15 protein-coding genes and 1 pseudogene are annotated in these 19,506 nt (G+C 70.0%); 10 read left to right on the top strand and 6 right to left on the bottom strand.

All coding sequences use genetic code 11. The features are described 5' to 3' along the window. Positions 1 to 125: 125 nt before the first annotated feature. From AB0395_RS07125 to AB0395_RS07105, 5 genes are all read right to left on the bottom strand, one after another. Positions 126 to 977: an alpha/beta hydrolase gene (locus AB0395_RS07125; protein WP_366277852.1), complete on the bottom strand. Its 852-nt coding sequence runs from the start codon at positions 975 to 977 to the stop codon at positions 126 to 128. Next, positions 974 to 1,468, bottom strand: a complete 495-nt coding sequence (locus tag AB0395_RS07120; protein WP_366277850.1) for an SRPBCC family protein — start codon at positions 1,466 to 1,468, stop codon at positions 974 to 976. The genes AB0395_RS07125 and AB0395_RS07120 overlap by 4 nt, the downstream gene beginning before the upstream one ends. 130 nt (positions 1,469 to 1,598) lie before the next feature. Beyond that, entirely contained in the window at positions 1,599 to 3,086 is a 1,488-nt protein-coding gene (locus tag AB0395_RS07115; protein ID WP_366277848.1) for an FAD-binding protein, read from the bottom strand. 16 nt (positions 3,087 to 3,102) lie between these two features. After that, positions 3,103 to 4,674, bottom strand: coding sequence for an NAD(P)/FAD-dependent oxidoreductase (locus AB0395_RS07110; protein WP_366277846.1), 1,572 nt, complete (start codon positions 4,672 to 4,674; stop codon positions 3,103 to 3,105). 11 nt (positions 4,675 to 4,685) lie between these two features. Continuing rightward, on the bottom strand, positions 4,686 to 5,570 hold the full coding sequence (locus AB0395_RS07105) for a class I SAM-dependent methyltransferase (RefSeq protein WP_366277845.1): 885 nt from the start codon (positions 5,568 to 5,570) through the stop codon (positions 4,686 to 4,688). Positions 5,571 to 5,924: 354 nt separating this feature from the next. On the opposite strand from AB0395_RS07105, the gene AB0395_RS07100 reads away from it, so the two are divergent. The 5 genes and pseudogenes from AB0395_RS07100 to AB0395_RS07080 all read left to right on the top strand — a co-directional run bounded on the left by AB0395_RS07100 (position 5,925) and on the right by AB0395_RS07080 (position 10,490). Further along, positions 5,925 to 6,188 carry a hypothetical protein gene (locus tag AB0395_RS07100; RefSeq protein ID WP_366277843.1) on the top strand — a complete coding sequence of 88 codons (264 nt, stop codon included), beginning with the start codon at positions 5,925 to 5,927 and terminating at the stop codon, positions 6,186 to 6,188. A gap of 6 nt (positions 6,189 to 6,194) precedes the next feature. Then, positions 6,195 to 7,181, top strand: a complete 987-nt coding sequence (locus AB0395_RS07095; protein ID WP_366277841.1) for a beta-ketoacyl-ACP synthase 3 — start codon at positions 6,195 to 6,197, stop codon at positions 7,179 to 7,181. After that, on the top strand, positions 7,178 to 7,936 hold the full coding sequence (locus AB0395_RS07090; protein ID WP_366277840.1) for a 3-oxoacyl-ACP reductase family protein: 759 nt from the start codon (positions 7,178 to 7,180) through the stop codon (positions 7,934 to 7,936). The genes AB0395_RS07095 and AB0395_RS07090 overlap by 4 nt, the downstream gene beginning before the upstream one ends. A 308-nt stretch (positions 7,937 to 8,244) precedes the next feature. Beyond that, positions 8,245 to 8,640: pseudogene (locus tag AB0395_RS07085) on the top strand (carboxyl transferase domain-containing protein); the annotation flags it as partial. 494 nt (positions 8,641 to 9,134) lie between these two features. Continuing rightward, complete coding sequence (locus tag AB0395_RS07080; protein WP_366277838.1) at positions 9,135 to 10,490, top strand: ATP-binding protein; 1,356 nt, start codon at positions 9,135 to 9,137, stop codon at positions 10,488 to 10,490. Positions 10,491 to 10,559: 69 nt separating this feature from the next. Here AB0395_RS07080 and AB0395_RS07075 read toward each other — a convergent pair whose 3' ends face one another. After that, on the bottom strand, positions 10,560 to 14,024 hold the full coding sequence (locus tag AB0395_RS07075; protein ID WP_366277836.1) for an AAA family ATPase: 3,465 nt from the start codon (positions 14,022 to 14,024) through the stop codon (positions 10,560 to 10,562). A gap of 436 nt (positions 14,025 to 14,460) precedes the next feature. Between AB0395_RS07075 and AB0395_RS07070 the strand changes: the two genes are divergently transcribed. The 5 genes from AB0395_RS07070 to AB0395_RS07050 are packed head-to-tail and all read left to right on the top strand — an operon-like array spanning position 14,461 to position 19,502. Continuing rightward, a complete protein-coding gene (locus AB0395_RS07070) occupies positions 14,461 to 15,567 on the top strand; it encodes an aminotransferase class I/II-fold pyridoxal phosphate-dependent enzyme (RefSeq protein WP_366277835.1) in 1,107 nt (368 codons plus the stop codon). A 3-nt stretch (positions 15,568 to 15,570) separates the two neighbouring features. Then, positions 15,571 to 16,806, top strand: coding sequence for a beta-ketoacyl-[acyl-carrier-protein] synthase family protein (locus tag AB0395_RS07065; protein ID WP_366277834.1), 1,236 nt, complete (start codon positions 15,571 to 15,573; stop codon positions 16,804 to 16,806). Beyond that, positions 16,803 to 17,735, top strand: coding sequence for a MaoC/PaaZ C-terminal domain-containing protein (locus AB0395_RS07060; RefSeq protein WP_366277832.1), 933 nt, complete (start codon positions 16,803 to 16,805; stop codon positions 17,733 to 17,735). Before AB0395_RS07065 ends, AB0395_RS07060 begins: the two co-directional genes overlap by 4 nt. Then, a complete protein-coding gene (locus tag AB0395_RS07055; RefSeq protein WP_366277831.1) occupies positions 17,728 to 19,242 on the top strand; it encodes an AMP-binding protein in 1,515 nt (504 codons plus the stop codon). The genes AB0395_RS07060 and AB0395_RS07055 overlap by 8 nt, the downstream gene beginning before the upstream one ends. Beyond that, positions 19,239 to 19,502: a phosphopantetheine-binding protein gene (locus AB0395_RS07050; RefSeq protein WP_366277829.1), complete on the top strand. Its 264-nt coding sequence runs from the start codon at positions 19,239 to 19,241 to the stop codon at positions 19,500 to 19,502. The genes AB0395_RS07055 and AB0395_RS07050 overlap by 4 nt, the downstream gene beginning before the upstream one ends. Positions 19,503 to 19,506 lie beyond the last annotated feature (4 nt).

Here is a 19,506-nt window from a genome sequence, read left to right as displayed (position 1 = left end):
CGCGGGCGAGGCGGGCGGGGGTGTCTTGCTGCCCGTCAGGGTCGAAACAAAAAAGCCGGCCGCCTCCACCGGGGAATTGGTCGAGGCGGCCGTCTTCATCCGTGGACGTTTGCGGGGCGCCGGGCTCAGCGGTCGGCCAGCTCGACGATCGCTCTGGCGACGCGGTCAGGTGCTTCGAGGGGCAGCATGTGCCCGGCGCCGGGCACCCGCTCGAAGCGGGCGTTCGGCATGGTCATGGCGATGCTTTCCCCGAGTTTCGGGGCGATGACCCGGTCGGCGTCGCCGGCGAGCACCACGGCGGGCACGGCCACCGACATGAGGCCTGCCCGCAGGTCCATCCCCCGGGACGACCGGAAACAGTCGGCTCGTACCCGGGCGGCGGTCGCCGCGAACATCCGCCGGTTGGTTTCGAGGGCGGCGCGGTCGGGCTGAGGGCCCATGGTCTGGCCCAGGAGCCGCCGTCCCAGCCAGGGGCGGGACAACGCCCAGCTGAACAACCGGTTTCCCATCATCCGCACCTCCCCGTCGGGGGTGTCCTGGTCGTGGGCGGCGGTCGCCACCAGCACGAGGCCCCGCAGCCGCATGGAGGCGCGGCCGGGATCGCGGACGGCGAAGCTCATGGCGGCGAAGCCACCCCCGGAGTGCCCGGCGACGACGGCGTTCCTGGTGTCGAACGCGGCAAGCACCGTGGCCAGGTCATCGCCGAGCCGTTCGACGCCGATGGGGGAGCGTCCGAGAGTCGAACGTCCATGGCCCCGCTGGTCGTACAGGACGACACTGTGTCCCTTGGCCAGGAGGCGGTCGGCCACCTCCTGCCACATTCTCCGGCTCGCCGCCCAGCCGTGGGAGAGCACGACCGTGGAGCCGATCACGCGAAGCGAGGGGACACGGACGGTGACGGCAAGCTTGGCGCCGTCGTCGGTCCGGACGACGTGTTCGGTCGTTCTGGCGGCGGTGTTGCCGTCGGTTACGCTCATCGCGTGCTCCGGCCGGACGCGGGCTCTCCGCCGACGAGGGCGTTGAGGTTGGCGAAGGCCTCCTGGGTCGCCTTCGAGTGCTGCAGCCCGAGGTCGGCGACGCGGGACAACTGGCGCAGGAACCCCTGGGGTGTTGCGTTGAAGCGCATCGACAAGCGGGTACGCCGCCCGCCGTCCACCGGATCCAGGACGAACTCGTTCGATCCGAGGAAGACGCCCTCGAAGTAGTCGGCCGCCAGCCGTCGTTCGGGGTCGGCCATACGCGTGCGGCTGGAGAACCTCAGTTTCATGCCGCCCTTGTCGACTCCTTTGGTGTGCACGGTCACCCGGACCTCTCCGCCGACCTGGTCGGGCGGCACCGAGCCGGGTTCGAAGGTGTTGTGCGGGACCCACCAGCGGGCCGCACCGCGCAGTTCGGCGATGAGGAATTTCCACACGACATCGGGTGAGGTGTCGATGAACGCCTCGTCGATGAGGTCGTAGCCGTTCATGGGAGCCTCCATGGAGGTGGCGGACCGGTTCGGACGGACCGTGGGACGATCGCCACCCGCGCGCCGCGCGGGAGCGACGCAGGTCGGGGGCCCGCGATCGCGTCGCGGGCGCGCGGGTGGCGGAGGACGGTCAGGAGAAGAAGCCCTGACCCGGTGTCAGTACGCCTGCGGGGTCGTAGCACCGTTTCGCGTTCACCAGCTGGTTCCAGGACGGACCGAAGTGACGCCGCCAGTCCTCCCCGGTCATGCCGGGGATGGCGCCGACCAGATAACGCTTACCGCCCAGCGAAACGGCCAGGTCGTAAAGCCGCCGGTTCGCGGCGAGCATGCCCTGGATGCCCGGGTCGTTGGGATACGGGAAGCGCAGCAGGTCGAACAGATACAGGACCTGATCGGCCGAGCCAGGCAGGGCGAAGAGCGGACGGGTGAGCTTGGAACGGAGGAAGGGGTACAGGATCGAGAAACCCACGCCCAGGTCGGCGGGGGTGAGCTCGGCGACGACCGTGTTGACGAACCGCTGCACCTGCGAGGCGGGCAGCACGAGACTCAGCCAGGGCTTCGGCTGCGACCAGTAACCGCCCTCCTTCAGGAACGCCTCGAAGGGATCCAGCCGGAAGACCCAGTCGCGGTAGCCGTACTCGGAGACCTCCAGGGAGGCGCGGTCGTCGCGCAGGCCCGCCAGCAGCGCCGCCTGGTTGGGAGCCGAGGGCGGCGTGTAGTAACTCACCGCCTCGATCCTGTACCGCCAGCCGGAGTCGTCGGCCTTGCGGACGATCTCGCCCGACTGGTGGCTGAACCGCCCGTCCTGCAGGATCTTCTCCTGGTCGGCGAGGTAGGTGCCGAGGTCGTTGTAGAACAGGCTGATCACCAGCGCGCGGGCCGGTGCCGGAATCAGCTTGACCTTCGCGCGCACGATGATCCCGACCTGGCCGCCACCGGCCAGCGCGGCGTTGAACAGGTCGGGCCGGACGGTCGAGGAGGCGGTGAGCAGCCTGCCGTCGCCCGTGACGATCTCGATCTCCTGGACCGTGTCGCACTGCAGACCGTACTTCTGGACCGTGCCGCCGATGCCGCCGACGCTCACCGTGCCCCCGACCGACAGGTAGAGGTAGTCGGTCAGCGAGGGCGGCGTCTTGCCGCGGGCCAGGGCCGCGTCCGTCAGGGCGGCCCAGGTGACACCGGCGTCCACCACCGCGTTGCCGTCGCCGATGCTGTGGATCCTCGAAAGCGATCGCGCGTCGATCGCGATGCCGCCGGGGACCGCCGCCTGCCCGTAGCTGGAGTGCGACTCGATGTCGTCGCCGTTCCCGCTCTGGCCGTTCATGGCGATTTTGAGGCCCTGCTGGCGGGCGTAGTTCACCATCTTCACGATGTCCTGCACCGAGCCCGGCCGGAGCACGGCTTTCGGCGTCGTGGCGACCAGGTTCCCGAAGTCGTGCGAGAACCTGCCGAGTACGGCGGGCGTGGTTTCCAGCGTCCCGTCGAGCCGGGGCACCGGGACCACTCCGGAACCCGAGGCGTTGGCCGCGGTGACCCAGGTGGCGTTCACCACGCTCCACCCGACCACGGCCGCCGCGGTCCCCTTGAGAAGGCCGCGCCGGGAAATCGTGCCGGTCATCTGTCTCTCCATATCGTCACGGATTCGCCGCTGCCGCCCCGGCGGGCACGCCGGCGCCGACGGAGGTCGCGAGCTGGTAGGACCGCATGTCGAACCGTTTGGTCTGACTACGGAAGCGCCAGGTGTAGGTGGGCCAGATCGAGGGATTGCGGCCCTTGTCGTCGAGATACCAGCTCCTGCAGTTGCCGGCGTTCCACACCGTGCCTTCCAGGCGGGTGTCGAGCCGCTTGTTGTAGGCCGTCTGCACCTCGGGACGGACCTCAACGCTGGCGAGGCCCCGCTTGCCCATCTGCTTCAGCGCGTCGACCACGTAGGCGATCTGCGCCTCGATCATCACGGTCTGGGAGGAGTGCCCGAGAGTCGTGTTCGGGCCGAGCAGCATGAACAGGTTGGGGAAGCCGGCGATCGTCGTGCCGACGTAGGCGGACATCGTGTCGCGCCAGGCGTCGGCCAGCTGGAGGCCGTCGCGACCCCAGATCCGGTGGGCGACGGGGCGGTCGGTGGCGCGGAACCCGGTGCCGAAGATGATCGCGTCGACCTCCCGCACGCTGCCGTCGGCCGTGATGATCGACCCGGCCTCGACCCGGCTGATGCCGTTGGTGACCAGCTCGACGTTGGGTTGGCACAGCGCGGGGTAGTACTCGTTGGAGAACAGCAGCCGCTTGCACCCCGCGGCGTAGTCGGGGGTGAGCCGGGCCCGCAGTTCGGGGTCCTGGATGCTCTTCACCAGGTGCTTGCTGGCCATGCCCTGGATCGTCTTCTCGACGACCTTGGGCCGGGCGAGCATGAAGGCCAGCACCTCGCGGCCCCACATGTTGAAGTTCCGGCGGAAGTTCTGGTAGCCGGGCACCTTCCGCCGCATCCAGAACTGGCCCGCGGTGATGGTCTTGTCCGCTTTGGGGGCGACCCACGGCGCGGTCCGCTGGTACAGGTCGAGCTGGGCGACCTTGGGCTGGATCTTGGGCACGAACTGGATGGCGGAGGCGCCCGTGCCGATCACGGCCACCCGCTTGCCCGCCAGGTCGTAGTCATGGTCCCAGCCGGCCGAGTGGAAGACCTTGCCCTGGAAGGTCTCCAGGCCCGGCAGCGACGGGATCATCGGCTCGCTCAGGTAGCCCGTGCCCGTGATCAGGATCTGGGCGGTGTAGGCGCCCTGGCTGGTCTCGATGTGCCACAGCCGCCTGAGGTCGTCCCAGCGGGCGGCGAGCAGGTCGTGACCGAAGCGGATGTGCGGGCGTACCCCGAAGCGGTCGGCGCAGTCGCGCAGGTAGGCGAACACCTCGGCCTGCTTGCCGAAGGTGGTCTTCCAGTTGGGGTTCTGCGCGAACGAGAAGGAGTACAGCAGCGACATCACGTCGCACGCGCACCCGGGGTAGGAATTGTCGCGCCAGGTGCCGCCGACCTCGTCGGCCCGTTCGAAGACGAGGAAGTCGTCGACGCCCTCCTGAAGCAACCGGATGGCCGTGCCCAATCCGGAGAACCCCGTGCCGATCACGGCCGCCCGGACGTGCGGGACGGGGCGTCCTGCGCCCCCTCCGGTTCCGTTGTTTCGCGCTTCGTCCCGTCCGGAGTCCAGTGTGCTCGTCACGGTGACTCCTCTCAGCCGCGCCGCGTCAGGGCGACGCGGAAGTTGTTGAAGATTCCGTCCTCGAGCGTGTAGGCGAAGATGTCGAGGTAGCGCTCGAAGCGGGCCACGACCTCCTCGCTCTCCAGGGCGACCGCCTCCTGCCTGCGATCGGCCAGGTTCATCAGCCAGACGCGGCAGGCCCGGCTGAACGACTCGCGCTCGTTGCGGATCTCGGCGACCTCGAAGAGTCCTTCGCAGGTCGCGGTGAGCTGGTGCAGGTGCGGGATGTAGCACCCGGCGAACTCCTCGCGCTGCAGGAACTTCAGGTCGTCGATGATCCGGCGCTGCAGCGGCGGGTTCTCGACCGTCATGATGTGCAGGACCAGCCGCCCGCCCGGCTTCAGCAGGGAGTGGCACTTGCCGAAGAACTCCCGGAACCGGTTCATGCGCTCGCGCGGGGTGAGGCTCGACAGCACGAAGTGCTCAAGAGCGTTGATGCAGAAGGCCGCGTCGTAGGGCTCGTCGGTCTTGTGGTCTTCCCAGCTCTCCACATGGACCTTGATCTTGGGGTTGCCGAGCCCGGCGACGTAGTCGGCCTGGGTCCGGCTCAGTGTGACGCCGACCGCCTGCTCCACCCTGTGGACGGTGGTCAGCCGGTCGAGCATCGTGCCCCACCCGCTGCCGATGTCCAGTACCTTGGCGGCTCCCTTGGCACCGGCGATGTCGGCGAAGGTGTCGAGCTTGCGCTCCTGCGCCGTCTCGTGTGCGGCGCGCAGGTCCTCCCCGTCGTTCCAGTAGCCGCCGGAGTACATCATGGCCGGGCCGAGCAGAAGGCGATAGAACTCGTTGCTCACCTCGTAGTGGTGTCTGATCGCCTCGACCTCGGGGTTCACCGACCTGCTCGTGACCGTTGTCATCCTTGGCCCCATCTCGTCGCACTTCAGGCTTGAACTGCAGGTGTGGTACGAGGTAACCGCGACCTTCGCAACAGATGCGCAAGACGGCCCTCGAGCGCAGGCCGAGAGGGCGCCCGAGAACCGCGCGGCACGGGGGACACCGGCTTTCCGAGGGCCCGTTTCCGGCGCTCACCGCGATCCGCGCGCGAGCGGCGAGTCGTCCGTGAGGCCCCTGGTTCAGGGCCCGTCGCCGGTGTTGCGGGTTCGTTGCGCCGGCAGGAGTTTCATCCGAACCAAGGGCCGGCAGGAGGCGCGACGCGGATGAGCCGGGTCGTCGCCGGTCTCCCAGAGCCAAAGAGTGAGGAGCGAAAGCTGATGGAACTGCCCACCGTCGAGGACCTGGCGACCCAGCTGCAGGCCGTGTCGGGTGCTGAGGCCGTTGACGTCGACGCCGCTCTGTTGCAGATCGCGGACGTCGACTCCTTGGACCTGATGGAATGGCTGTACGGCTTCCAGAACAAGTACCCCGACATTCCCGCCGACGAGTCGCTCTTCAAGGACATCGACGACACGGCGACGCTGCGTACCCTGCACGAGCGGCTCATGGCGCTCGCCGCCCAGCCGGCCGCCGGGAAGTAGCCCGCCATGAGCGGCTTCGAGATCGCCGGGTGGGGCATGGCCGTCCCCGAGCGAGTGCTGACCAGTGTCGAGCTGGCCGAGCGGTTCGGTGTCGACGAGGAGTGGATCGTCAGCCGCTGCGGGATCCGGGAGCGGCGGATCGTGGAGGAGGGACAGACCACCGCCTCCCTGGCGATCGAGGCCGGTCGGCGCGCGTTGGAGCGCGCGGGCCTGACCGGCGCCGACATCGCGCATCTCATCGTGGCCACGGCGACGCCCGAGCAGCTCTCACCGGCCACGTCCGCCTTCGTGCACCACGGTCTCGGGATCGCGGGCAGCGCGCACGACGTCAACGCCGAATGCTCCGGGTGGGTGTACGGGCTCGTGACGGCCGTGGGCCTGATGGCCATGGATCCGCGTCCGATTCTGCTGATCGGTTCCGACACACACTCCCTCACGGTGAACCCGGCCGATCGCGACCTGGGGATCCTCGTGGGTGACGGGGCGGGCGCGGTCGTGCTCAAGCCGAGTCCGGAAAACTGGCTGCTGTCTTGGAACCTCGGCGCCGACGGCTCACGGGCCGACAGCCTGAAGGTCCTGGCCGGCGGCAGCCGGATGCCCACCACCGAGGACACCGTCCGTGCGGGCCTCCACTACGCCAAGATCAACGGCAACGAGATCTATCTGAACGCCGTCCGCTTCTCGGTCCAGACGGTGCGGGCCACGCTGGAGTCGGCCAAGGTGAAGGCCGCCGACGTCGACCACATCGTCCCGCACCAGGCCAATATCCGCATCATCAACTCGATCCTCAGCCACACCGGACTCGACCCGGAGCGCCTGGTCACCAACCTGGACCGGTACGGGAACACCGCGTCGGGGTCGATCCCCATCGCCTTGGCGGAGGCGCTCGACGCGGGGCGTGTCAAAAACGGGGACCTGGTCCTGCTCGCCGGGTTCGGCGCGGGCATGACCTGGGCCTCGGTTCTCCTCAGGTGGGGTGGGGTGTCGAAATGAGCGGTGCGGGGGAGATCGGCGGCCCTCGCCCCGAGCATCCGGTCGCCCTGGTCACAGGGGCGTCCGGCGGACTCGGGCAGGACCTGGCCGTGGAGCTCGACGCGCTCGGCTGCCGGGTGGCCGTCCATTACAACAGCTCGGAAGCCCAGGCCGAGGCCGTGGCGAGCAAACTCCAGAACGATTCGATGGTGGTCGGCGGTGACGTCGCCTCATGGGAGGCGGTCACCGAGCTGTACAAGCGGATCCGGGATCGGCTCGGTCCTGTCGACGTGCTGGTCAACAACGGCGCGATTCGCAGGGACGGGCTCATGGCCATGCAGTCGCCCGAGGACTGGAAGCAGGTCATCGACACGAACCTCCTGGGAACCTTTCACACCTGCCGGGTCGCGGTCCCTCACATGCTCCGCAGGAGGTGGGGACGGATCATCAACATCGTGTCGCCCTCGGGACTGATCGCCACCGCCGGTCAGACGGCGTATTCGGCCTCGAAGGCGGGTGTGATCGGCCTGACGCGGACCCTGGCCGCCGAGTGCGGCCGCCGGGGGGTGACGGTCAACGCTCTGTCACCGGGGTTCATGGTGACGGCCATGACGAGGGACCTTCCCGCTCACGTCATGGACAACATCCGGGACAAATCTCCCATCCCGCGTTTTGGGACGACCGAGGAGGTGGCTCGCGGCATCGGCTTCTTCATCGACAGCGACTACATGACCGGTCAGGTGGTGAGCATAGACGGCGGGGTCTCCATCACCTGAAAGTCGCTGTTCTGCTCGGGTGGCCGGTGCACAGTCACGTGTCCGGCCACCCAAGCGCGCCGGGACGGACCTCGGCGAAGCGAGAAGGCGTGACCATCCTCAGGAACACGTTCGCCGACAACGGCGTGCCCCCGCATGGCACGGCGGCGACGGTCACGCCCTCCTCCGTGCCGTGCCCGCGCCGGCGCCGCCTCCCGCGAACTCCGCACCGGCCGCGGCACTCCGGACATGCGCGAGCTCGGGTTGAGGCATGAGCGGGCCCGCCGCGGCCCGAGCGCGAAAGCCACCGAGCAGCCGTCCGCCGACCTGGCCGAGTGCCCGTCGGCGTCGTCGCCGGCCGGCCGCATGTGTCCGCCGGCGTGCTCGACATCGAGTCCGCAGAGAAGGCTGCCCGTTTCGCGCAGACCTGTGACGCCTTCACCATCGCGCTGGTCACCCTCGTGGACATGCCCGGCTTCCTGCCCGGCACCGGGCAGGCGCACGACGGCATCATCCGGCACGGCGCCAAGCCGGCGTACGCCTGCTGTGCCGCCACTGTGTCGTCACTGTGCCGCGTGTCCAGGTAATCCCGCGAAAGGCGTACGGGGGCGTACATCGTCATGGACTCCCGCTCGATCGGCGCGGACCTGTCGTTCGCCTGGCCCACCAACGAGATCGCGGTGATGGGCGCCGACGCTGCGGCGAACGTGATCTTCCGCAGGGAGTCGGACGGCTGACCGCGGGCGTCTGCCGCGCCGGTCGAGGCCGCGCGATTTCGTGAATCACAGTTTCACCTCGTCTTCATCGTGTTGTCGCCTGTGATACGCCGTCGAATCCATGAGAAACGGTAAATGGGCCAGCCCGGTAAATTCCTCATCTGAAAATCCTGACTTCAGTGGGAATGGCGGCCGTAAGGCGGTGCTGAGGCATCCTCAGAAGATCACGTCATTGGTGAGGCGATCGGCCGGGATATAATGTGACACCTGCTCATGAATGCGCATATAGCATGATTTGTGAGGCTATCGTCAATCATGGTGTCAATTTTTGAGCTGCGGACATCCAAAATGTGAAATCTGGCGGAGTGCCATCTTTGAAACGTATGATTCGGGTTTGATCGCCGGGGCGGCCTTTCCTTGAGGTCGCCGTAGTGATCGTTTTTGCCTGTCGATTCGGCCCGGCAGGCTACCGGTATTGCGTTTGGTGAAGAAGGGAAGACGAATTGCGGTGCGAACTGGGGGAGCCTTCCAGCGCGACGTCCTCTGACGGTGATTCCCGCCCGCTCGCCGACACCGAGCTTGGCGAAGTCCCCGGCCCGGCGAGCGGTCTGTCCGTCACACGGTGCCTGCGGCGCCTCGTGCGCGACTCCTGGCCTCGGCAACCCGACGACACCCCGCCCGGACTCGTCACCATGCTCGCGGCCGAACTCGACCGGCGGTTCGGCCAGGCCGAGGCGGAGCGCGCGCACGACATCGCGCTGAGCGCGGGAGGCATCGAGATCGGATTCGAGGTGACCGCCACCGGCTGGCTGATCAGCGCGGTCTACGCCAGCGTGTGCGACGCGACCCGTGTCACGGTCGAGATGGCGCACGCCGTGGCCAGCTCCCAGCGGGCGGCGAACGTCCCGCTGGTCGGCCTCCGGATCGTGCTGTGCACCGTGGACGAGGATCGGAGCGGCCCGCAGTCGCGTGACGCCGCGCTGGCGCACGCCAGGCGTCTGCTCGCGAAGACCCGATCAGGGCAGATCCTCGTCACCGCGCCGGCCGCGGTGGTGGCCGGCCCGACGTTGCCGCCCGGCATCGGTCTGCTCGACCAGGGCTTGTGGACACCGGCGCCCGGCGCCGAACCCGAGCGGATCTACCGGATGTCCATCGGCGGCTCCAGCGCGGACGGCGTCGCCACGTCGAACCTCGGGTGGGCCCGCCGCGCCGTCCACGGTTCGGCCGGAGAACAGACGGCCGAGGGGGAGGCCCAGCTGGAGACGGTGAGGCGGGTGTGGCGCAACGCCGTGGACGGCGGCGCGGGGATGGTGCTGGTCTCCGGCGGGTCGCCGGTGAGCAAGACCGCCTTCACCGCCGAGCTGGCGTTGCGGCTGCACGCGGAGGGCGCGCTCGTGCTGTACGGCCGATGGGAGGAGCGGGCGCGCGTGCCGTACCGGGCGTTCCAGGAGGCGCTCGGTTTCTACGCCAGCGCTTCCAGCACCGAGCAACTGGTGGTGGACCTGGAGGGCTGGGCCGACGTGGTGGCGCGGCTGCTCCCCGAGGTCGCCACCCGGGTGGGTGGTTCACACCTCGCGCAGTTCGATTCCAGCGCGGAGCGCGCACGGGTCTTCGAGGCGCTCGGGACCTGGGTGCTGGCCATCACGAAGCGGGCGCCGACGGTGATCGTCCTGGACGACGTGCACTGGGCCGAGTCGACCTCGGTGCTGCTACTGGCGCACCTGTGGCACATCTGCCTGCGGCACAGGCTGATGCTGGTGGTCACCGGCGAGGCGAGGCGCGGCAACGCCGTTGACCGGCTGGCCGACCTGGCCTCTCACATCGACGCCGACGCCTTCGAACGGATCCGTCTGGCGTGAGCCGGGCGACCGGATACGGCGGGGGCGAGGAGCGGCGGGTAGGCCGCTTCCCGCCCCCGTCGGCGGGCGTCAGGTCAGGCTGCCCTGCAGGCCGAGGCTGGCGAGCGTCCAGTTCGCCTCCGAGCGGAGCGCCTCGGCGCACCGCCGGTCGCCCGTACGGGCCCTGGAGTCGAGGGCTCGCGCCAGGTCGTGCTGGGCGAGAGCCATCCACGGCCGGGCCTTGCGGCTGGACAGGTGGGACAGCGCCGACATGAGGTGCCGTTCGGCCTCGTCCCACTCACCCATGACGACCGCGAGACGTCCCAGGTGGAACGAGGTGGGGCCCACGAAACTCCGGTAACCGACCCCGCAGGTGAGGTGCGCGTACGGAGTCAGCAGGCCGCGCATGGCCTCCGCCGTCGTCGGGTCGCCGAACTCCGCGGCGCACAGCGCCAGCAGCCCCACGTTGTGCAGCCACTCATCTCCGGGCGGAAGCGGTTCGGCCCCGATGGCGAGCGCCCGCACGGTCAGGTGCGGCGGTCCCTTGTCGCCGTCGAGCAGAGCCGCCAGCGATCGCTCAACCGCCTCGCCGCCGCTGCGGACGCCGTCGTCCGTCCGAGGCCACGCGCTCCCGCGAAGCCAGCGGGCGATGAGCATCTGCCGCAGGCCCAGACTGCCGGGCACAGGGGTGATCCCGTGGCGGCCGCCGTCGGCGGGGGCGCAGAAGTGCTTGTTGACGGCCACCGCGTCGGTGAACCGGCCCTGGGTGACGGCGGTGGCCACGACGTGGTCCACCAGGAGGGCGTCACCCAGCATGACGTCGTCGCCCTCGCTCACCGCGGCCGCCAGGGCGGCGAGCGCGTTCTGGCAGGCGGGCAGGTCGCCGAGCATATCCGCCGCGGTGGCACCGTGGTGCGCGGCGACGATCCGCGCGCCGGTGTCACCCGCCGCCGTCGCCACCGTGAGCATCTCCCCGGCGAGGGCGAGCCGCTTCTTGACATGGTCGGGGCCCTCGAGAAGGCGCAGCTCGGCGGCCATGGCGTCCAGGGCCGCGGTCGTCGGGGCGCCGGGGGCGATCCGCTTGCCCAGCCGGTGCCCCCGGGCCAGCAGGCGCCCTCGGGACAGGTCATCGATCACTGCCCGCGCGCCGTAAACGGCGTGCCCGCCCGGCGTGCCGTCGGCGGACAGCAGCCGGTCGATGAGGGCCGCCGCCTCGGGACGGAAACGCGGCCGGTGCTCCGTGGCGTCGGCCAGGCCGAGCGCGGCCTGCGCCGCGATGTCCAGCCTGCTGATGTGAAGGGCCTGGATGGTGCCGTCGAGCAGGTTCTGGCCGCATTCGGGGTGACCGGCCGCCAGCTGCGCCAGCCCGAGACGGGTCAGAGCCTCGGCCCAGAGCTGCTGGTCGGAGGCGGGCACGTGATGCAGCGCCTGCCGGTACAGGCGCACGGCCTCGTTCTGCGCCCCGTCCAGGCCGGCTCGCGTCGCCGCTCGCCAGCTTGATCGCACCGCGCGCTGGTCCCCGTGCGGCGTGGCCCCGGCGGCGCGGTGATAGGCGAGGCTCTGGCTGTAGGAGCCGAGGTTCCCCGCACGCAGGTGTTCGATGGCGTCCGCCAGCCTGGCGTGCAGCCAGTGTCTGCGGGTCTTGCTCAGCTTTTCGTACGTGGCTTGGCGCAGGAGGCCGTGAGTGAAGCGGTACTCGTGGATGTACCGGCGTCCCTGGGCCGCGGTGACGACCTCGGTCACGATCCCCTTGGCGACGAGCACGTCCAGCGCGTCCATGGCCTGTTCCAGGCCGAGGCCCGCGGCCTCGGCGGTCAGATCCAGCTCGAAGGAGCCGTCGGCCACGGCGGCCGCGCACAGCAACTGGCGCGAGGGCGCGTTGAGAGCCGCGAGCCTGCTCGACGCGTAGTCCAGAACTCCCGAGGGCAGGCCTGGAGGGGCGTACCCGTTGCCGCCGGTCTTGTTCCTGTGCCATCGCAGGAGTTCCAGGAGCAGGTACGCGTTCCCCGCCGTCTCGTCCATCAGCCGGTGCGGGGGAGGGACGTCGCCGGCGGCGGCTTCCGGCAGCACCTGGCGGATCAGCGCCCGGATGTCCGACTCCTCCAGACCGCGTACGGCTACGCGGTGCACGAACCCCTCTTGGTCGATGTCTTGAACGGCTGCCATGAAACGGTCGAAACGATTCATATTTGCCCCGGCGGTCGCAACGACCAGCAGCGGGAGGCCGGAGCCGTACCGACGGAACACGTGACGCAGCAGCGCGAGCGTGTCCTCGTCGGCGAGGTCGATGTCGTCGATCACCATGAACACCGGGCGGTCGCGGGCCACCCGGACGAGCAGATCGCTGAGCGTGTAGTGGAGTTCGGCCCGCTTGGCCGCCGCGACCTCGCCGAGCCGATGTTCCGGCTCGGCGACCAGCGCGGCGAGGGTCTTCCGCGAGGCGGCACTCAGCTCAGGCATCGACTCGTCGGGGGTCGCGGTTATGAAGTCGACCAGCGCCTGTACAAAGGGCTGGTACGGCATGGGCGATCCGTGATCACACCGGCCGAACATCACGGCGCCCCCGGCGATGCCGACCCGCTGGGCCGCCTCGGTGACCAGCCGGGTTTTGCCGATGCCCGCCTCCCCGGTGACCAGGACGATGTGCCCGGCGCCGTTCTCGGCCTGCGTCCATGCCTCGGCCAGCGTCGCCAGCTCCGTGCGGCGCCCTGTGTAGCGCGCCGCCGAACCCGGGTCGCGATGGGGGGTGCCGCGCCCACGGCTCGACGTCATGGGGGTGCCGAGCAGGTCGACGTAGGCCGCCTGCGTCTCCGGCGCGGGGTCGATGCCCAGTTCCTCGGCCAGCGTGCGCCGGAGCCGGTGGTAGGACCTGAGCGCTTCGGCGCGGTTGCCCGCGGCGACGTGCGCGGTCATCAGGCATCGGTACGCGCTTTCCCGCAGCGGCGCTCGCTTCACGGCCTCGTCGGCGAACCTGAGGGCGTTGCGTTCGTCGCGCAGCGCCGACGCGGCCAGACTGGCGGTCTCCAGCCCCGACATCAGCAGCTCGTGGACGCGTTCACGCACGCCGTTGGCCCACTCACCCTCATGGTCCGGCAGGAAGGGCCTGCTCAGGAACGAGATGGAGTCGGTGGCGAGCCGTTGCGCGTCGGCGAAGGCGTCCGCGACCAGCGCTTCGATCGCCTTGCCGATCGTCTCCTCCGCGTACTCGATGTCGATTGTCGCGTTCGAGGGGAGTCCCAGCAGGTAACGGCCTCCCTGGGCGATGAGCGGTGTCGTTTCCGACCCCTGGGCGGAGGCCACGAACGCCCGTACCCGGCTCACCACACTGCGCAGCGCCGACGCCCAGGTGTCCGGCAGGCCGTTGGGCCACACCGTGTCCGCGAGCTGGTCGCGACTCGTGCCGCCCGCTCTCTCCAGGGCCAGCCGTGCGAAGGCGACCTGGGCCTGCGCGCTGGAGAGGTGCCGGGGAGCGTGGCCGTCGTCTTCGATGGTGATGAGACCGGTGAGCCTGATCAGCAAGGTGCCGCCCTCCGCAACGAGTTCCTTGGGGGACAAGGGGAGATGGAACCACCTGGGGAGGTGAGCAGCAACACCTCACATGAACGTTGTTCTGTTGTATTTCCGTCATTCAGCGTCGGGAACGACGGCGTTGGCAGACCTTCCCGGACGCGCGGACCGGGAGCGACGGCGTCCTGTTTCCCGGTTGTCACAGGCGAAAGCGTGTTGCGCCCGCCTTGCGGGAGCTCACGTACAAATGCGCTAGCAACCCGGTTCCGCGCTGGTGGACGCAGCGTTGTGCGCCTTCGGCCGGCCGATCGTCGGACGCGCCGACACCGCGACAGCGCCGGGATCTCCGCAGAGCGTTGATGAGGAGACGCACGTGAATGCTTCTGGAGGATGGGAACGTCTCGAGCCGAAGCTGGCGGCGACACGCCGGCGCGTGCGGTCGCTTGAATCGGAACCCGCCCGCCGCAACAGCTTCATGCCGTACATGCCCGAACGAAACAGCGCCTACGTCGAGCTCGACGGTGAGCGGCTGCTGATGATGTCGGGCTACAGCTACCTTGGACTCGGCGGAGACGAGCGGGTCGTCGCGGCGGCGAAGGCCGCGCTCGACCTCTACGGCACCGGCGCGCACGGCGTTCGCGCCCTCGCAGGCTCGCTGCCGTTGCACGAGGAGCTTGAGGCCGAGGTCGCGAAGTTCGCCGGCCGTGACGCCGCCCTGGTCTTCGGCTCGGGATACGCCGCGAACGTCGGCACCGTCGGCGCCCTGTGCGGCCCGGGCGACACGGTCCTGATCGACAAGTACGACCACGCGAGCATCGTGGACGGCTGCCAGCTCAGCGGCGCCACCGTGACACGGTTCCGGCACAACGACGCCGACCACCTCGATCGGCGGCTCCAGGCGTCCGATCCCGCCGGGCTGCGCCTGGTCATCGTTGACAGCGTCTACTCGATGGACGGCGACATCGCGCCGCTGCCTGCGCTGCGCGAGGTGTGCGATGCCCACGGCGCGCTGCTCATGGTCGACGAGGCCCACGCGCTGGGCGTCATCGGAGCCACGGGCAGGGGTATCGAGGACCACTTCGGCGGCTCGGTCAAGGTGGACGTCAAGCTGGGGACGCTGTCGAAGGCGATCCCGTCGATGGGCGGCTGGGTCGCCGGTTCGCCCGAGCTGATCCAGCACCTGAAGTACAGCGCCCGGCCCTTTCTGTTCTCCGCCGCCCTCGGGCCCGCGCAGTCCGCGGCCGCGCTTGAGGCACTGCGCATCCTCGAGCGCGAACCCGAGCGCGTCGCCCACACGCAACGCGAGTCGGCGCGGCTGCGCGAGATCCTCTCCGCCGCCGGGATGCGGACAGGACAGAGCGAGACCGCGGTGATCCCCCTCATCGCGGGCTCCGACGAGAGCGCCTACGACTACGCGACCGCCTGCCGGAAGGCGGGCGTGGTCGGTCTCCCCGTGGTTTCGCCCGCCGTGCCCAACACTCTGGCCCGCCTGCGCATCGCGATCACGGCCCGCCACTCGACCGAGGACATCGACGTCGCGGCCGAGGCCTTCCTGACCGCGGCCCGGCAGTGCCGCCTGATCGGCTCCTGACAGATGGTGACCCTGGGAAGGACACCGGTGGCGATCACCGGCATGGGGGTGGTCACTCCGGCGGGCTGCACGCTGGACGACCTCTGGGCCGGGCTGCTGGCGGGAACGTCGACGGCCGCGCCGCTCGACCACTACGACTTCGGCCGGCACGCCGTGCGTATCGGCTGCCGGGTCCGCGGGCTCGACAGAGCGGGTCTTCTGCCGCCCAAGCAGGCCCGCCGGATGGACCCGTTCGCCCGCTACGGGGTCACCGCCGCACTGTCCGCCTACGAGGACGCCGGGGCGCCCGCCCCCGGTCCAGGGCGGACGGCGATCGTGGTCGGCAACGCCGTCGGCGGCAGATGGACCAGTGACGAGGAAAGCCGTAAGTACACCGAACTCGGGCCGCAGGGGGTCAACCCTCTGATGCCCCTCATGACCATGCCCAACGCGACGGCCGCGCTCCTCGCCATGCGACTTGGCTGGCACGGCCCCGCTCTGACGATCGCCACGACCTGCGCCAGCGGCGCCGACGCCATCGGCCAGGCCATGATGCTGCTCGCGACGCGCCGCGCGGACGTGGTCGTCGCCGGTGGGTGCGAGTCCACGCTCACCCCGGTCACCATGGCCGCGTTCGGCAACCTCAACGCGGTCTCGACACGCAACGACGCCCCGGAACAGGCCTGCAGGCCGTTCGACGTGGACCGCGACGGGTTCGTGATGGGAGAGGGCGCGGGTTTCGTGGTCCTTGAGCGTACGGAGGACGCCCTGGCGCGCGGCGCGGCGCCGTACGCCGAGGTGACCGGCTACGCGGCCAGTGCCGACGCCTACCACCTCGCCATGCCCTCCGACGACGGTTTCGGCGCCGTTACCGCCATGTCGGCGGCCATCGCCGACGCGGGCCTGGAACCGTCGGACATCGTCCACGTGAACGCCCACGGCACCTCGACACGGCACAACGACCGCGTCGAGGCCGTGGCCCTGCGGAAGGTGTTCGGCCCCGGCGGGCCGCCGGTGACCTCGACGAAAGGTGTCATCGGCCATCTGATGGGAGCCGCCGGAGCCGTCGAGCTGATCGCCACCGTGCTCGCCGTACGCGAAGGCACGGTGCCGCCGACGGCCAATCACGAGCGAACCGAACCTGGAATGGAGATCGACGTGGTTCACCGAACCTCTCGGCCGATCGCGCCCGGCCCCGCGTTGTCGAACTCGTTCGGCTTCGGCGGCCACAACGCCTGTCTGGTGGTGGAGCCGCGATGACCGCGCCCGCCGCCGGGATCGCCACCGAGACCGTCACCGAGACCGCCACTGAGACCGTCACCGCGCCCGCCACCGGGACCGGGAAACGACCGGCGCTCAGCGATACCAAGACCGTCACCGCCGACGAGATCACCGCCTACCGCGACACCGTCCGATCCGTGATCGCCGTACCGGGACCGCACACCGGTGTCGCGAAGGCGTCCCCCGTCCACGCGTTCGTGCTCGCCCACGGGATGCTCGGCCGTCTCGTCGGCGAGCTGAGCGCGGACGCGCCCGAGCCCCCCGCGGTCGTGCACCTCAGCCAGGAGATCCGGGTACGGCGGCTCCCCCTGCCGGACGAGGAGGTCGCGATCGGCCTGGACCTGGTCGCCGCCCGCCGCGAGGCCCGCGGTGTGCGGCTCGCCCTGCGGTGCGGGCTCACCGGCGGCGACGGGGCGCCGATCGCCGAGCTGGTGACCGGGGTGCTCCTGGTCGGTGCCGCCTCGCCCGAGCCGTTCGGCGAGATGCCGGCGTATCCGGCGCCCCCCGAGGGCGGCGATCCCGCCGAGCGGATCGTCGTCACCCACCGGCTCACCACCGGCATGGTCCGTCGCTACGCCGACGTCTCGGGTGACCACAACCCGATCCATCTCGATGCCGGCGCGGCGCGGCAGGCAGGCTTCCCGGGCGTCATCGCACACGGGATGAGCGTGATGGCGCTCATCTGCGAGGAGGTCATCGATCGCTACGCCTCCGGCGACGCGGCCCGTGTCCTCGGTGTCGCGGGCCGCTTCTCCTCCCCGGTGTCGCCGGAGGAACCCCTCGACATCATCCTTCAGCCGGACCGGGAGGGGCGCACGATCGGCTTCTCCTGCAAGACCCCGCAGGGTGTCGCGGTGAAGAGCGGCCGGATCGACATCGCGGCGCAGGAGGGGGAGATCCATGACTGACGGCTGGTCGGTCGCCGACCGCTTCGTCATGCACGCCCGGCTCCGGCCGGACGCGCCCGCGCTGGTCTGGCACCGGGGGGAGATCTCCTACGGCGAGCTGCACGACATGGCCGAGCGGGCGTCGGTCCAGCTCGAATGGCTCGCCCCCGGCCAGCACACCGAGCCCGTCGGAGTGCTGGCCCACAAGTCGCCGGCCGCGGTCGCGCTGGTCCTGGCCTGCCTGCTCGCGCGGCGCCCGTTCCTGCTGCCGTCGCCCGCCCTGGACCGTCAGTCACTGGCGAAGCTGTTCGCGCAGGCCGGTTGCCGGCACGTGCTCGTCCCCGACGAGGAGACAGGGGCGGCGCCGGTGGACGAGGTGCCCCTGTCGCGGGGACCGGCCGAGGCGGTGGGGGCCGACGTCTCGTTCATGCTGACCACGTCCGGTTCCACCGGCCTGCCCAAGATCGTGCCGCTCGCCCGGGACGCGGTGGACCGATTCGTCGACTGGGCGGGCGCCGCGTTCGACATCCGGCCGGGCAGGACGGTGCTGAACTTCGCCCCGCTGAACTTCGACCTGTGCCTGCTGGACGTGTGGACGACACTGGCGCGCGGCGGGCGCGTCGTCCTGGTCGACCCCGAGTACGCGGCCGACGGCCGTCACCTGCTCGGCCTGCTCAGGTCACACGAGGTCCACGTGGTCCAGGCGGTGCCGATGTTCTTCGGCCTGCTGCTTGAGGCCTTGTCCTCCTCCCCTGAGGGGCCCGGCGCCGAGTTCGGTGCGGTCGAGCACGTGATGTTCACCGGCGACGTCATCCCCGACCGCGTCCTCGCCAAGCTGCCCGGGCTGTTCCCCGGGGCGCGGCTGTACAACATCTACGGCTGTACGGAGACCAACGACAGTTTCATCCACGAGGTCGACACCACCGCCCCCCTCGGCCCCCTCCCGATCGGTGAGCCGCTGCCGGGGGTGAGCTCCTTCGTCGTGGACGAGGACGGCCGCCTCGTCGAAGGAGCGGGGACGGGCGAGCTGCACGTGTCCACGCCGTTCCAGACGGCCGGTTACCTCGACCGATCCCGCCACACCGACAAGTTCGCACCCCATCCGCTGGGCCTGGACGACCGGCCGTACTTCCGCACCGGCGATCTCGTCCGGCGGGAGGACGACGGGCGGATGCTGCTGGTGGGGCGCAGCGACTTCCAGGTCAAGGTGCGCGGCGTCGCGATCAACACGGCCGAGGTCGAGCACATCCTGCTGGAGCACCCCGACGTGCTTGAGGCGGCGGTGGTCACCGTGCCCGACCCCGTGACCGGGCGGCGGCTGCTCTGCGCGGTGCAGCGGGCCCCGTCGAGCGGGTTGAACAGCCTCGCGCTGCGCGAGCACTGCGTGCGGCGTCTCCCCAAGGCCGCCATCCCCTCGGTGATGCGGATCGCCGAGGACCCGCTGCCGAAGACCAGCACCGGCAAGGTCGACCGCAACGCGGCCAACCACCTCCATGAGTCGCCCCAACCCGAAAGAAGGGTGTCATGAGTCACGTCGACACGATCAAGCAGTTCGTGATCAAGGAGTTTCTGCCCGACGTCGGCCTCGACGAGCTCGACGCCGACTACGACCTGCTGGCCGGTGGCGTCGTCGACAGCCTCGGCCTGCTGAAGCTGATCGCGTGGATCGAGGGGACCTTCGACCTGGCGGTCGGCGACACCGACCTGGACCCGGAGAACTTCCGCACGGTCGCGGCGATCGACTCGTTCGTCGAGGGCGCGAGCGCGCCGAAGACCGTGGGTATCTAGCGCC

The sequence above is a fragment of the Streptosporangium sp. NPDC051023 genome (assembly GCF_040689595.1).
Lineage (GTDB): Bacteria > Actinomycetota > Actinomycetes > Streptosporangiales > Streptosporangiaceae > Streptosporangium.
The sequence above is the reverse complement of the archived record's forward strand: the minus strand, read 5'-3'. Positions and strand labels throughout refer to the sequence as shown.